The 15,265-nt window shown below is 65.3% G+C and carries 5 protein-coding genes; 2 read left to right on the forward strand and 3 right to left on the reverse strand.

Going from position 1 to position 15,265, the window contains the following annotated elements:
• The first annotated feature begins 219 nt into the window (after nucleotides 1–219).
• Complete coding sequence (locus AB4O08_RS28250) at nucleotides 220–2,274, forward strand: TonB-dependent receptor (protein WP_460114606.1); 2,055 nt, start codon at nucleotides 220–222, stop codon at nucleotides 2,272–2,274.
• A 123-nt stretch (nucleotides 2,275–2,397) separates the two neighbouring features.
• Here AB4O08_RS28250 and AB4O08_RS28255 read toward each other — a convergent pair whose 3' ends face one another.
• Genes AB4O08_RS28255 through AB4O08_RS28265 form a run of 3 tightly spaced genes read right to left on the reverse strand, consistent with a single transcriptional unit; the run spans nucleotide 2,398 to nucleotide 8,513 of the window.
• Nucleotides 2,398–4,545 carry a TonB-dependent receptor gene (locus AB4O08_RS28255; protein ID WP_256454670.1) on the reverse strand — a complete coding sequence of 716 codons (2,148 nt, stop codon included), beginning with the start codon at nucleotides 4,543–4,545 and terminating at the stop codon, nucleotides 2,398–2,400.
• A gap of 33 nt (nucleotides 4,546–4,578) precedes the next feature.
• Nucleotides 4,579–7,632, reverse strand: coding sequence for a membrane protein (locus AB4O08_RS28260; RefSeq protein ID WP_021492006.1), 3,054 nt, complete (start codon nucleotides 7,630–7,632; stop codon nucleotides 4,579–4,581).
• Nucleotides 7,629–8,513 (reverse strand): ABC transporter ATP-binding protein, encoded by an 885-nt coding sequence (locus tag AB4O08_RS28265; RefSeq protein WP_305470163.1) that lies wholly within the window; start codon nucleotides 8,511–8,513, stop codon nucleotides 7,629–7,631. Before AB4O08_RS28265 ends, AB4O08_RS28260 begins: the two co-directional genes overlap by 4 nt.
• A 295-nt stretch (nucleotides 8,514–8,808) precedes the next feature.
• Between AB4O08_RS28265 and AB4O08_RS28270 the strand changes: the two genes are divergently transcribed.
• Nucleotides 8,809–15,228 (forward strand): amino acid adenylation domain-containing protein, encoded by a 6,420-nt coding sequence (locus tag AB4O08_RS28270; RefSeq protein WP_460143648.1) that lies wholly within the window; start codon nucleotides 8,809–8,811, stop codon nucleotides 15,226–15,228.
• Nucleotides 15,229–15,265 lie beyond the last annotated feature (37 nt).

Raw genomic sequence — 15,265 nt, forward strand, 5'->3', positions numbered from 1 at the left:
GGCTGACCGGATACGGCTCGAATCAGATCACATCGGGGTGGAATTACGCAATTGATAATTATTAGCATCTGGCGCGCTGCACAGGCTCCGCCAAATCGCCGCAGCCCCCCGCAACGCGCGCCGATCAGAATCTTCAGTCAAGGTCCCATCATGTCTGCACGATGCAACACGACGGCTACCCGCCAATTTTGCTACAAACGTAATACTATAACAATAGCCATGAGTTTGACACTGGCCAATTCGGCACTCGCCACCACCATCAGCGAGCCCGTGCAACTGCCGGCCTCGACGGTGACTGCGCGCATGGAGCAGGAAGACCCGAAGGAAGTGCCCATCAGCCTCAGCGTGATCAGCGGCGAGCAACTGCGCACCCAACGCCTCGACACCCTGGAGAGTGCCCTGCGCAACACTTCCGGAGTGAGCGTCAACTCCTCAGGAGGGCCGAATGACTTCAACGTACTGATCCGCGGCGTCGGTTCGCTGTACCAGATGTCGATGGATGACAGCTCGGTGGCATTCAATATCGACGGTGTGCCGGTGTCGTCGCGCAGCCTCGGTTTCGGCACCCTGGACGTCGATCGCATCGAAGTACTCAAGGGGCCCCAGGGCACGCTGTCCGGTGCGATTGGCCAGGCGGGTGCGGTCAATATCACCACGCATCAACCGACCCGCGAACTTGAAGGTTATGTGCGCGGCGAAGTCGGCCAGGAAGGCCAGTTCCTCACCGAAGGTGCCATCGGCGGGCCGATCAGCGACAGCCTCAGCGGTCGCCTGGCAGTGCGTCGTGCCGGCTATGACAGCTGGATCGACAACGACCAGACCAACCATCCCATCACCAAGCCGCGTAACGAAGCCTACCGAGGCAGCCTGCTCTGGGACCTCAACGATGACACCCATGTGCTGGTCAGCGCCGAACGCCAGAAAACCGAGCGCGCCACCAACTCCCTGGTGTTGCGTCCCTACGGCAGCGACCCCAGCCTGAACCTGACCCCCGGCCTGTTCGACGACAACTACAAGACCACCGAGCGCTACACCATCAAGGTCGATCATGACTTCGCCAACAGCCGCCTGACCTCCACCACCGCCACCGGCACCGCCGACTTCGAAGGCCTGATCGCCTACGACAGCAAACTCATGGGCGCCCTGTACGGCACCCCCAGCGAGTTTTGGGTGGTGGACAAATCCTTCGAGCGCAGTTGGAGCCAGGACCTGCACTTGAGTTCGCTGCCCGACTCCGAGGTGTTCTGGGTTGCGGGCCTCGCCGCCAGCCGCAACGAGCGCAGCTACGACACGCCGCGCAACACCTACGGCACCTCCGGCGCCAAGTACCGCGATTTCACCACCACCACCTACGCCGGATATGGCGAAATGACCTTCCCCCTCACCGAGCGCTTGAAACTCACCACCGGCTACCGCCACTCCTGGGACCGCAAGACCTACGACGGCCAATACTTCTCCGGCAGCAGTGCAGTGCAGGACTCACGCAAGCTGACCGACGACTACGGCACCGGCCGCGTTGCCCTGAGCTACGCCCTCACGCCGCAAACCAACGTCTACGTGCAACTGGCGCGGGGCTATAAATCCGGTGGTTTCAATGACTACGCCTCGCAGGTCACCGACAGCGAACCCTACAAGGCCGCCGTCAGCAAAGCCGCGGAACTGGGCTTCAAGAGTGAAACTGAAGACCGTCGCGGCAGCCTTAACGGTGCGCTGTTCTTCACCCGCGTGCACGACGACCACCTGCTCGGCTACGACGCGGCGACCTTCGCCACCAATGCCTTCAATGCCGACACCCGCACCCGCGGCGCCGAATTGGAGGGCAGCTGGCGCTTCGACTACGGCCTGATCCTGGCCGCCAGCGCCACCTACCTCGATGCCAAGATCACCAGCGGCGTGCAAGGCATCCAGGCCGGTGACGTCGCGGCCGGCAACCGCACTCCGGATGTCCCGCGCTGGAGCGGCAACTTCAACGCCAGCTGGAAACACCCACTGGGCACCTTCGCCAGCCTCGGCGAAACCACCCTCAACACCAGCCTCAACTACCACCTGATGGGCGAACGCGCGGCCGACCCGCAAAACCACTTCAACCTGGACAACTACGAGAAACTCGACCTGCGCGCCGGCCTGGAAGGCAAGTTCGGCGAAGTCTATGCCTTCGCCGACAACCTGCTGAACCAGACCTACGACACCTACGGTTTCTACAGTGACCCGGTGGCCTACGGTGCACCGGCACGCCGCCGAACCTTGGGCGTCGGCTACACCTACACGTTCTGACCCTCCCCCTGTAGGCGCGAGCTTGCTCGCGAAAAACGTCAACGCTAACCGGGCAGCCTGATTTAACGCGGCACCGGGGCGTTCTTTCGCGAGCGAGCTCGCTCTTACAGGGGCAGATGTGGGTCAGAACTGGTAGCTATACCCCACGCCCGCAGAACGCCCACGCCCTGGCATGCCCGTTAGTACCTGGTCAGTGGAGTACGAGCCGTACAGGTCGTAGCGCGCATCCAGGAGGTTGTCGGCCCACAGGTAGACCTCCGAACCGCCACTCTCCAGGCCCAGGTGCAGGTCCAGCTTGGCGTAGCCCTTGAGGTCGTAGTGGTTCTGCGGGTCGGCCGGGCGGTTTTTCTGTACGCGGTAATTGAGCAAGGTGTTCAGGCGTGGCGCCGGTAACCCGAGCAACGCCCCCAGGTTCTTCTGCCAGGCGACGCTGAAATTACCGCTCCACAGCGGCACATCCGGCACGCGACTGCCCGCCGCCACGTCACCGCCGGAAACACCCGGCGCATCCGACGTCACCACTGCATTGGTGTAGCTCACGGCACTGCCCAAGGTCAGCTCATCGGTGACGTGCCAGGTAGTCGACAACTCGGCGCCCTTGCTGCGGGTGTCGGCATTCACCGCGCTGACCGCCAGGGTGTTGAAATCGTAGCCCAGCAGGTGGTCGTCCTGTACGCGGGTGATGAACAACGCCCCTTCCAGGCTCAGGTCGCCCCCGGCACTTTCATGCTTGAAGCCCAACTCGGCGGAATTTACCTTGGCCGCCTTGTAAGGTTCGCTGTCCTTGACCGACGTGGCGTAATCGTTGAACCCCGCCGACTTGTAGCCCCGCGACAGCACCGCATACACATTGGTCTGCGGCGTCAGCGCGTAGCTCAACGCCACGCGCCCGGTGCTGTAATTGTCCTGCAAACGCCGGCTGTCGCTGACCAGCGCGCCGCCAGTGGAGTAATCGCCACCATAGGTCTTGCGGTCCCAGGTATGACGCAGGCCGGTGGTGAGTTTCCAGTCTTCGGCAATTGGGTACGTCACCTCACCATAGGCCGCGTAACTGTTGGTGCTGAAGTCGCGCAACTGCTGCGCGCCGTTGGTGAGATTGTTGGAGTCGAAACTGCGCTCGGAGCGCGACAAGTTGAGCCCCGTCACCCAAAACACATCGGCATCCGCCAGCGACCCCAGGCGCAGGTCCTGGCTCCATACCCGCTCATGGGCCGAGTCTTCGATCAGGTATTCGAACGCAGAACCGTACAACGCCCGCGTGATGTTGCGATCGTAGCCCTTGACCGCATTGAAGTCGGTGCTGGTGTAGGCACTGATCGAGGTGATGCGCGACTGCGCCAGGTCGTGGTTGAGTTCGAAGGAGTAACGCTCATTGGTCTTCTGGTTGCCATCGAATGTGCCGGGCGTGTAGTCCAGGCTCGGGCGATTGCCAAACGGGCGTAGCAGCTCCAGGCCCGCATAGTGCTCGGCGCGCTGGCGCTCGGCGGTCAGCAAGCCGGTGGTACCCTGGTCGTTATCCCACAGCAGGCTGCCGCGCAGCGCCAGGTCTCGGGGTTTGGTCAGCGGGTCGCCGTCCTGTTGATCATCGACCCAGTTATCAAAGCCGCTGCGACGCACGGCGATACGCCCCGCCAGCGAGTCGGTCAACGGCCCGCCCACGGCGCCTTCGGTCATGAACTGGCCTTGGTTGCCCACTTCGCCACGCACATACCCCTCCAGCTCGCGCGTCGGCTTACGGGTGGTCACGTTGATCGCGCCCGCCTCGCTGTTGCGCCCCAGCAACGTGCCCTGGGGGCCTTTGAGCACCTCCACCTGCTGCACGTCGAGGGTGGCCAGCGCCGCATTGCGCACTGACATCGGCACGCCGTCCACATTCAACACCACCGAGCCGTCATCCATGCTCATCTGGTTCAGTGACCCGACGCCACGGATACGCACATTGGCGTCATTCGCGCCGCCCCAGGAGTTCACCTCCACCCCCGGCGTGGTCCGCAGCGCGTCTTCCAGGGTACGCAGGCGCCGGGTCTCCAGGGTCTTCCCATCGATCACCGAGAGACCAAAGGGAATATCCTTGGCACTCTCCTGGCTCAACCGCGCGCTGACCGTCAGCGGAGCCAGTTCAATGGACTCCGCGGGGGCCTCCGGCTGATAGTCAGCGGCATAGGCCGTGCACATCTGGCTGGACAAACCCAGCGCCATGGCCTGGGTCAAGACGTTGGCCCGCCAGCCGAGGGGACGGCGCAGCGGCTGGATAAACAGAGCAGATGACATGGAAAAACTCCAAAAGGCAGGGATGATTCAAATTCATTGAGCAGGCCCCCAGCGCGTGAGCGCGGCGGCGATCGCTTGCGGATCAGGCGCGCCCAGCAGAGGCTGGATCGCGGCCGGCCATCCCTGGCCGTTTCGGATAGCGGCAGTCATTGCCTTCAGTTGTTCGGGGCTTTGCGCAGCGGTCCATCCCAGGCTCGCCAGCACTGCATAAGTGGCGGCCCAGCCGTGTTCGCGGGCATCGGCCAGGGTGCCGACGGGTTCGCCGTCATTGCCCAGCGCGCGGGTCAGGTCATCGTCCATGAGCTTCACCAGAACCGCGCGAGCCTCAGGGCCGTCCACATCCGCCACACACAGCAAAGCGATCGCACCTGCTACGCCCTGGCTCAACCACAAGTAACCCGGCACCTGGCGCAGGTCGCTGGCATCAACCAGCATCCGTCGGGCGAGCAGTTCGGCGATATGCGCACGGCGTGCCGAGCGCCCGACGCCGGCAGCAGCCGCGTCCCAATCTGGCGATTGGGCGAGCAACAGGTGACCGTGGCTCAAGCGACTGGCGCCCATGCCGGTCGGCCACAGGCTCACGTCATCCACCGCCGGGCGACTGCCCAGGCGTCGCGCCACACAAGCGCTCATCAGGTCCAGGTCTTCACGCACTTCAACGGCAGTTTGCTGGCGACTGGCATCCGCCCGTGCCTGCAGGCTGTAGGCAAAATCCATGGGCGCTGAGCTGTGACCGCTAAAGGCCTGCCCGTCGATCTCAACATGCCATTGCCAGTCGCCCGCCGGTGCAACGGCCTCCACGGCGACGGCGGAATTCGTCGCCAAGGTAGGCACTTCGGGCGTCAAATCGGCCTCGCTGCGCTGCACCGGCGCACGCAACAGCCGCTCGCTGTCCAGACCCAGGCGCGGCATCACGCGGCGTGCTTCCAGCCACACGCCGTGCGGCCCCAGCCAGTAGGCTTCGCCTTCCGACGGCCAGCCGTTGGCGCTGACAATCCAGTTCAGCTCCACACTGCAAGCGTTCGTCGTGCACTGTGCCAGGGGCACGCGCAGGTGTTCGGTGGCCTGCTCGAACGTGACCGGTTGCCCCATCACGCTGACCGCCGTCACCCGCAGGCCTGGGGGCAACTCGGCATCCAGTTGGCGGGCGACCATGGCGTCCAGCGTCCACTGGCCCTCGACCTGACGCGCGGTTGAATCGACGCGCAACTGCACACGCCCGCCCGCCACCTGCCAGGCAGCCGCGCCGGCCAGCCAGCGCTGTTCCCAGGCGGCGCGCTCGGCACGTTCCTCGGCCACCGATTGGTAGTCGCCCTGCTCCACCAGGTAACGCTGCAAAGCCACGCCACTGCCCAGCAAACCCAAGGCGCCCAGAGCCAACATGGCAAGCGGCAACGGCTGGCGCAAGTCAGCGAAACGGCGTCGCTCGGGACCACGTGGTAACACCAGCGCCGCCACGCCGACCATCACCACGCAACCCGCAAGTTTCCAGCCCGCCAAGGTGCCGAGATAGGGCAACCAGGGTGCCCAGCCGGTGAGCTGTGACAACGCCACATGGGCCGGTATCCCCATCGCATAGGCGGGATAGCTGACCAGCCCCAGTTCGTGGTTGAGCACCAGGAAAAACGTCAGCAGCATCGACATGGCGTAAGCCAGCCCCGAGCGACGTATCAACGCATGCACCAGCACCGTCAGCGTGGCCAGTTCCAGCAGCGGCGGCGCGAACACCAGCGCCTGGTAAATCAGCACAAAGCCCGGTGCCAGACTGTCGGGCGCAGCGATGGCGCTGATCAGCAGGCTGGCAATGCCCGGCAGCAGCGCCAGGGTCACGGTGGCCAACAACACACAGGCCGTGCGGCCGAACAACCGCAGCCAGGTTGGCGCGGGCGTGGCCTGCAACATGGCACCCAGGCCTTCGACGTCATCACGACGGCACGCCAGGCCTACCAGCGCCGCGACGATAAACGCGATCACCAGGAACAACGCGCTCGACAACAGCGGCAGGGTCAGATCCGCCCGTGGCACCATCGGCCCGCGCGCGTGCCATACGCCGTGGACAAAGCCGCTGAGCACGCCCATCACCAATAGCAAGCCGAGCGCCACCCACCAGATCCGCCGAGCAAACAACTGGCGTACCTGCCAGCGCGCTTCATGCCACACGGCGTGCGCCCAACAACTTGCCGCCAATGGACCCGGCAACTGCACGTCACTGCTGCGCAGCATCGGTGGTTCCGCCAGCACCGCGCCGCTGCGGCGCCCCATCAGGCCCTGGCGAGTGGTGCGCGCCAATACCACGGCCAGTACCAGCAGCGGCAACACACACCACAGCGCACGGTTGAGCCAAAACCCCGGCGTCAGCGCCAGCAGCGCCTGGGACTTCTGCGCGGCGCTCCAGGTTTCGACCTGGGCCTGAGCAAAGGTAAACAGCGACGGGTCCAGACTGGCCGCCAACAGTGGGTTGATATGCCCGCCTTTGAGCACCACCACCGCAAACATCCACAACAGCATCAATACCGTCGCCAGGCCAAATGGCGCGGCCAGGCCACGGCTGCGCAACGCCAGCAGGTAATACAATGCGCCGATCCCGGTGCTTACCGGCAACAGCAAGGCAATCCAGGCAAACCCCAGCGCCGACCACACCGGCGCACCGATACTCGCCGCCGGCACCCAGCCGAGCCAGCCCAATACCGGGCTGACCAGGAAGCCGACAATCAACGAGCTGGCGAGCAACCCGCCCACCAGCGCCGCGCCGATAAAACGCCCCCATAGCAAGGCCGGCAACGACAGCGGCAAGGCCAGCAGTACCTCTTCCAACTGTGCCTTGCGGTCGCGCAGGGCCGGCTGTGCAAACACCCAGGCCCAGGCAAAAAACAGGAAGAACATGCAGCCGCATGACATCAGGTAAATCAAGCTCGGCGCATTGCGGGCAATGTCGCTGGCGCCCATTTTCTGCACGTAGTCGGCATTTGTCAGGGACATCAGCAGGTAGCCGGTGAGGCCAAGAAACACCAGCAAGGGAATGCCGCTGCGCAGCCCGGCGCGGGCTTCCACCCAGGTTTCACGCAGCAGCAACGCGAAGGTATTCATGCGTCCACCGCCTCACCGGCCTGGGCCAGCGCCAGGTAATAGATATCTTCCAGGCGTGGCACGTGGGGGGTGAAGCGCGAGTCTGCCGGCCGCTCGCCATGCACGATCACGCGACTGCCTTCGGGGCTGGCGGCCACATGCAGGGCTGCGGGCAACGTTTCGCCGCGGCTGAATGGCGCTTCCCACAGTCGGCCCTGCTCGGCAGCGAGCAAATCGGCCGGTCGACCTTCGACAATAATCTGCCCGCCGGCCAACACTGCCAGGCGGCTGCAAAGGTTCTCGACGTCTTCGACGATATGGGTCGAGAGCAGCACGATGGACTCGGCGGCGACATCCGCCAGCACCCGATGAAAACGGTTACGTTCGGCCGGGTCGAGGCCGGCCGTGGGTTCGTCGACGATCAGCAAGCGCGGCGAACCCACCAGCGCCATGGCGATACCGAACCGGCGCAACATGCCCCCCGAATAGGTCGCCAGCGCACGGTGAGCGGCCTGCTGCAGGTTGACTTTATGCAGCAGAGCCTCGATTTCCTCGCGACGCTGGCGATTGTCGGTACGGCCCTTGAGCCAGGCGAAACGGTCGAGCAGATCCCGGGCACTCACGCCCGGATACGCACCCAATTGCTGCGGCAGGTAACCCAGACGGCGGCGTAGATGGTCGGGGCCGCGCAATACATCCACGCCGTCCAGATGAATGCTGCCGGTGTCCGGCTGCTGCAGGGTCGCCAGGGTGCGCATCAGGCTGCTCTTGCCCGCGCCGTTGGGACCGAGCAAGCCATACATGCCGGGGCCAACACTCAGGTCCACGCCACGTAGCGCTTCGACGCCATTGTTGTAGCGCTTGCGCAGGCCGCGCACCTGTAAACCCGAATCGACTGACATCCGCAACTCCATGAAGAGGCCCTGCAAAAGGGCGGCGAGCGACGGTAGTCAAGGGCGTGGGCCGGGCTCTACCCGATTCAAGTCATTTTCCAACCGCATCGCGCGACGTATTGGCGGCATGCCCCGCCGCTGCGTCCGCGCAATCCGCACTGGGCAAACGGATACGGGGCGAAAACGATTCGATCCGGGTAGTCGCCAAAATGAGAATGACTAGCATCTTCCCCCATGCATTTGCCTGCCCCCAGCGCCTGGGCCAACCCCGGTCCGGGCCCTAGCGATGAGAAGACGTTGAGCCATGGCCACTCCCAGCACCTCAACCGCAATACTGCTGCGCCAATCCCTGTCCGACGCCCTTGGACTGCCCGCCGACCAGGTGCCCCTGGAGGCCAACCTGATCGAATGGGGGCTGGATTCCGTCACCCTGATCCGCCTCGCCGGCCAATGGCGCCGCCAAGGCCTGGCCGCACGTTTCGCCGACCTGGTAGCGGACCCGCGCCTGTGTGCCTGGCTGGCCCTGCTTGACACAGCGCCCACAGCCACCGCGCCGATCAGCACCTCTATCGACGACAGCTTACCGTTCGAACTCGCGCCGATGCAGCACGCCTACTGGATCGGCCGCGCCCCCGGCCAACAGTTGGGTGGCGTGGCCGCGCACTTCTATAACGAGTTCGATGGCCAGGACGTTGACCCGATACGGTTGGAAGCGGCCGTACGTGCCCTGCTCGCGCGGCACCCGATGTTGCGGGCGCAGTTTCTCGATGACGGCCGCCAGCAGATCCTCGCGCACAGCCCGTGGCCAGGATTGACGGTGCATGACCTGCGCCAGGCCAGCGCCGAGCAGGTGCAGCAACGGTTGGCGGCCTTGCGCGCCGAGCTGTCCCACCGTCAGCTGGCCGTTGAACAAGGCCAGGTGCTGGATATCCAGCTATCGCTGTTGCCCAACGGCACCCGTCTGCACCTGAACCTCGACATGCTCGCCGCCGATGCCCTGAGCCTGCGCACTCTGCTCGGCGACCTGGTGCAGTTGTACCGCCAACACCCCCTGCCCGCGCTGGACTACAACTTTGCCCGCTACCTGGCCGACCTGCGCCAGGAACAGAACAGCGCCGAGCAGCGTGATCGCCACCAACAAGCGCGCGACTACTGGTTACAGCGCCTCGATCAATTGCCCGGTGCTCCGAGCCTACCGATCAAGCCCCAGGGCGATGACCGCCAGGTCTGCCGTCGTCACCATTGGCTGCCGCCGTCAGAACGCCAGGCATTCGAACGCCAGGCGCGGGAACACGGGCTCACGCCGGCCATGGCGCTGGCGGCGGTGTTCTGTGAGGCCCTTGGCGCTTGGTGCGATACACCCGAGTTATTGCTCAACCTGCCGCTGTTCAACCGCACACCGCTGCATGCCGACGTCGATCGTCTGGTCGGGGACTTCACTTCGTCAATCCTGCTGGCCTGGGACGGCCGGGTCGCCGGCACGTTTGCCGCACGCGCCACAGCCCTGCAACGGCGATTCCACAGCGACGTCGCACACAGTGCGTTTTCCGGCCTGGAGGTGTTGCGCGAACTGTCCCGCCAACGCGGTGAGCAAGTGCTGGCACCCGTGGTGTACACCAGCGCGCTGGGCTTGGGCGAGCTGTTCGCCGAGGGCGTACAAGCCAGTTTTGGCCAGCCGGCATGGATCATTTCCCAAGGCCCGCAGGTATGGCTCGATGCGCAAGTCACCGAGCTGGACGGCGGTATCCTGGTCAACCTCGATGCGCGTGAAGGGTTGTTCGCCGGCGGCGTGCTCGATGGCATGTTCAAGGCCTATACCGACCTGCTGCAACGCCTGTGTTTTGACCCCGCCAGCTGGCATCAGGCACCGCCAGCGCTGGTCCCCGCCGCGCAACTGGCAGTGCGCCAAGCCGTGCAAGGCCAACGTGTCGCCCTGCCCGTCAAGCGCCTGCATGAAGCGTTTTTTGCCCACGCACGCCTGACGCCCACATTGCCCGCATTGCTGCAGGGCAACCCTCCCGTCATCAGCTATGGCGAGCTGGCAGAGCGTGCCCTGCAACTGGCGGCGTACCTGGAAGACCAAGGTATCCGGCGCGGCGATGTGGTGGCGCTGCAACTGCCCAAGGGGCCCGAACAGGTCATCGCGGTGCTGGGCATCCTCGCCTGCAGTGCCACGTACCTGCCGATCGGCATCGACCAGCCCGAGGCGCGTTGCCAGAAAATCTGTGACGGGTCGGGCGCGCGGTTACTGCTCAAGGCCCTGCCATCCGAGGGCCCCGCGCTGGAAGCCCCCCGGCCCGGCGCGATCAGCGACCTAGCCTATATCCTCTATACCTCCGGTTCCACCGGCGACCCCAAGGGCGTGGAAATCAGCCACCTGGCCGCAGCCAACACCCTGGACGACCTGCAACGGCGCCTGCAGTTGACCGCCGACGATCGCATTCTCGCGCTCTCTGCGCTGGAGTTCGACCTGTCGGTGTTCGACCTGTTTGCCGCGCTGTCCACCGGCGCGGCGGTGATTGGCATCGAGCCCGAAGCGCAGCGCGATGCCCTGCGCTGGCGTGAACTGGCCTTGCTGCACCACGCCAGCGTGCTCAACTGCGTACCGGCGCTGCTGGACATGTTGCTCGGTTGCGCAGCGGCCGACGCCCGCCTGCCGCTGCGTGCGGTGTTGCTGGGCGGTGACAAAGTCGCCCCGGACCTGGCGCCAAGATTGTGGGCTCAGGCGCCAGGCTGTCGCTTCATGGCCTTGGGCGGCGCCACCGAAGCGGCGATCCACTCGACGCTGTTCGAAGCCTTCCCCGGCCAACCGCTGCAATGGCATTGCCTGCCCTACGGCAAACCGCTGGACAACGTCAGCCTGCGCATTGTCGACCACCAGGGTCATGACTGCCCGGACTGGGTGGCGGGGGAACTGTGGATCGGCGGCGCCGGGGTTGCCGAAGGGTATCGCGGCGACCGCGTGCGCAGCGCCGAGCGTTTTGTCGACTATCAAGGCCAGCGCTGGTACCGCACTGGCGACCGTGCACGCTACCACCCCGACGGCAATGTCGAATTCCTCGGGCGTACAGACTTCCAGCTCAAGCTGCACGGCTATCGCATCGAAGCTGGCGAAGTCGAACAGGCACTGCTGGCCTGCCCAGGCGTGGAGCACGCCGTCGTGCTGCTGGCCGGCCAGCAATTGGCGGCGGTTGTACGCCAGGCGCACGGCCCCGCGCAGCCTGCGCCCATTGACCTGCCGGGCCTGGCCGAGCGCCTTCCGGCGTATATGATTCCCACGTTCATCCTCGGCTGCGCGCAGTTGCCCTTGACCGGCAATGGTAAGGTCGACCGCAAGGCCCTACACGCCTGGCTCGCCCAGCACAGCCCGGCGCAGCAGGCCAACCTGACACCGCCCTGCGGCGACATCGAACAGCAGGTGGCCCGCGCTTGGCAGCAGCTGCTCGGCTGTAGCGAGGTGTGCCGCGAGCACAATTTCTTTGCCTTGGGCGGCGACTCCCTGAGCGCTACCCGCCTGGTGCGCCTGCTCGCCGAACACGGGTTGGGCGGTGCACGCATCGCCCAGGTGTTTGCCAAGCCGGTGTTGGCGCAGTTTTGTACCACTCTGCATCAACAGGTCCGGGCCGAATCCGCGCGCACCATTGTTGCAGACCTGGCTCAACGCCATGCGTCGTTCCCGATGACCGAGGTGCAACAGGCGTACTGGCTGGGCCGCGATCCCAGCCTGGTGTTGGGGGGCGTGAGTTGCCACTTCTACCGTGAATACGACGTCGAAGACCTCGACTTGCCGCGCCTGCAACGCGCCCTGCAGCGTCTGATCGAGCGCCACGAAATGTTGCGTGCCGTGTTCGATCACAGCGGCCAGGCGCGCATCCTGCAACAGGTGCCGCCCTTCCTGATCGGCCAGGGCCACGCCAGCCTCGACGACCTGCGCGAGCACTGTGCCCATCGCGTGTTCGACCCCCACCAATGGCCGCTATTCGACGTGCAAGCGGTTACCCATGGCCGGCATACACGCTTGGCGATCAGCCTGGACAACCTGATCCTCGATGCCCTGAGCATCCTGCGTTTCTACGCCGAACTCGATGCCTTGTACCGTGAGCCCGACATGGCGCTCGCCCCATTGGCTCTGTCGTTCCGCGATTACCAATTGCAGTGCGCCGCGGCGCCTGCCGAACTGCAAGCCGCGCAGCGCTTCTGGCAGGAACGTCTGCCGCAATTGCCCCCCCACCCGCAATTGCCGCTGGCCGCCGACCCCGCCAGCCTCGGCCGGCCACGCTTTGAACGCCTGCAGGGGCAGATCGATGCCAGCGCCTGGCAAGCGATCCTGGCCAAGGCCCAGCAACAAGGGCTGACCGCCTCAGCGGTGCTGCTCTGTGCCTTTGCCGAAACCCTCGGCCGCTGGAGCGCACGCCCGGACCTAAGCCTGAACCTCACGCTGTTCGATCGCCGCCCCCTGCACCCACAGGTCGACCAAATAATGGGCGACTTTACCTCGCTGACCCTGCTCGGTTATGTGCCGGTGGCGGGTGAGCGTTGGGTCGACCGCGCACGGCGTACCCAGCAATCCCTGGGCGAGGCGCTGGAGCATCGCTGCGTGGGGTCGGTCAGCCTGCTGCGCCAACTGGCCCGTGGCAATGGCGAGCAACAGGTGAGCATGCCAGTGGTGTTCACCAGTGCCCTGGGCGTGCCGGATGGCACGGCGGCACCGGTCGATGGCCCGTTTGCCCGCCAGGTGTTCGGCCTGACACAAACCCCGCAAGTGTGGCTCGACCACCAGGTCGTCGAAGCGAACGGTGGTATCGCCCTGAACTGGGATCGTGTGGTCGGCCTGTTTCCCGAAGGCTTGGTCGAAACGATGTTCGCCGCTTACCTGCATAGCCTCAACTGGCTGGCCGAGCACGCCTGGGACAGCGCTCCACCTGACCTGCTGCCCCAGGCCCAGGCGCAACGGCGTGCGCAGCTCAACGCCCCGGGCGACCGCGTGCCGGGCGACCCGACGCTGCACCAGGGTTTCTTTGAACAGGCGCGCCAGACTCCGCAAAGCCCGGCACTGTTATGGGGTGAACACGGCACGCTGAAGTACGGCGAACTGGCTGACCGTGCGTTGCGTATCGCCCACAGCCTGATGGATGCAGGCGTCGCACCTGGCGACCTGGTGGCCGTGTCCCTGGCCAAAGGGCCGCAGCAGGTCGCCTGCGTACTGGGCATTCTGGCGGCCGGCGCCGCGTACCTGCCGGTGGGTGTCGACCAGCCGTTGCAGCGCTGCCAGCGAATACTGCAACAGGCTGGCGTGACCCTGATGCTCGCCGAGCACGACCCGCAGCTGCCCGGCGTCAAACACCTCAAGCCATCCAGCGCGCTGAAAGCCGAACCGCTGGCGGCACCACGGCCTCTCGCGGCGGGTGAGCTGGCGTATGTGATCTACACCTCCGGCTCCACTGGCCAGCCCAAAGGTGTGGAAATCACACACCGTGCGGCGATGAATACCGTGGCCGACATCAACCGCCGTTATGACGTCCAGGCCACCGACCGGGGCCTCGCCCTGTCGGCGTTGGACTTCGATTTGTCGGTATACGACCTGTTCGGCCTGCTCTCGGTGGGCGGCGCCCTGGTGCTGATCGACGAAGACCAGCGCCGCGATGCACGGGCCTGGCTCAAGGCACTGCAACAGCACCGCGTGACCTTGTGGAACAGCGTGCCGGCGCTGCTCGACATGCTGCTGGAAGCCAACGCCCAAGACCGTCAGCGCCTGGATCTGAAGGTCGCGCTGCTGTCCGGCGACTGGATCGGCCTCGACCTGCCGCAACGCCTGCAAGACCAGGCCCCCAGTTGCCGTTTTATCGCCCTTGGCGGCGCGACCGAAGCGGCGATCTGGTCGAACCACTTCGAGGTGCAACCACCACTGCCGGGCTGGCGTTCGATCCCCTACGGCGTGCCGTTGACCAACCAGGCCTACCGGGTGGTCGATGCCCTGGGCCGTGACTGCCCGGACTGGGTCACGGGGGAATTGTGGATCGGCGGCGCCGGCGTCGCGCGCGGCTATCGCCACGCGCCGCAGTTGAATGCCGAACGTTTTGTCGACGGTTGGTACCGCACCGGTGACCTCGGCCGCTACCACCCTGATGGCCTGCTGGAGTTTCTCGGGCGGGCCGACAGTCAAGTGAAGATCGGTGGTCATCGCATCGAGCTGGGCGAGATCGAAGCCGCCTTGGCTCGCCATCCCTGTGTGAACAGCGCCGTGGCGCTGGTCGTCGACAACCGTCTGATGGCCGCTGTCACTGCCAGCACCTGCGCCGAGGTGCTGGCGCAACACCTGGAACAGTGCCTGCCGGCGTACATGCGCCCGGAACAGGTCCTGGTGCTTGAACGCCTGCCATTGAACAGCAACGGCAAGGTCGATCGCCGTGCACTGCTCGCCCCCTTGACCGCCGCCGCCCAGTCACGCGTGGCGCTGGATGAGCAACCGCTGAGCGCCGGCGAACACGTGATCGCCGAGCTCTGGCAGCACTTGCTCAAGGTGCCGAACGTATCGCGCCACGACAACTTTTTCCGCCTGGGTGGCGACAGCCTGCTGGCCACGCGTTTTCTCGAAATGCTGCGCAGCCGCCTTGGCGTGGAACTGCCCATGGGCCAGTTGTTCGGCGCCGCCAGCCTGCTGGAAGTGGCGCAGACCCTCGAACGCCTGCCCACCCCGCACACCCTTGAAGAAGGCGTCATCTGATGCCCGCGCAACCTCCCTTTTTCCCAGGAGCTGTACC

This window comes from Pseudomonas sp. H3_E07 (assembly GCF_054668895.1).

Bases quoted from the DNA above. Each gene is read 5' to 3' on its own strand.
- AB4O08_RS28250 (WP_460114606.1), top strand. From the start codon at position 220: ATGAGTTTGACACTGGCCAATTCGGCACTCGCCACCACCATCAGCGAG.
- AB4O08_RS28270 (WP_460143648.1), top strand. From the start codon at position 8,809: ATGGCCACTCCCAGCACCTCAACCGCAATACTGCTGCGCCAATCCCTG.
- AB4O08_RS28260 (WP_021492006.1), bottom strand. From the start codon at position 7,632: ATGAATACCTTCGCGTTGCTGCTGCGTGAAACCTGGGTGGAAGCCCGC.
- AB4O08_RS28265 (WP_305470163.1), bottom strand. From the start codon at position 8,513: ATGTCAGTCGATTCGGGTTTACAGGTGCGCGGCCTGCGCAAGCGCTAC.
- AB4O08_RS28255 (WP_256454670.1), bottom strand. From the start codon at position 4,545: ATGTCATCTGCTCTGTTTATCCAGCCGCTGCGCCGTCCCCTCGGCTGG.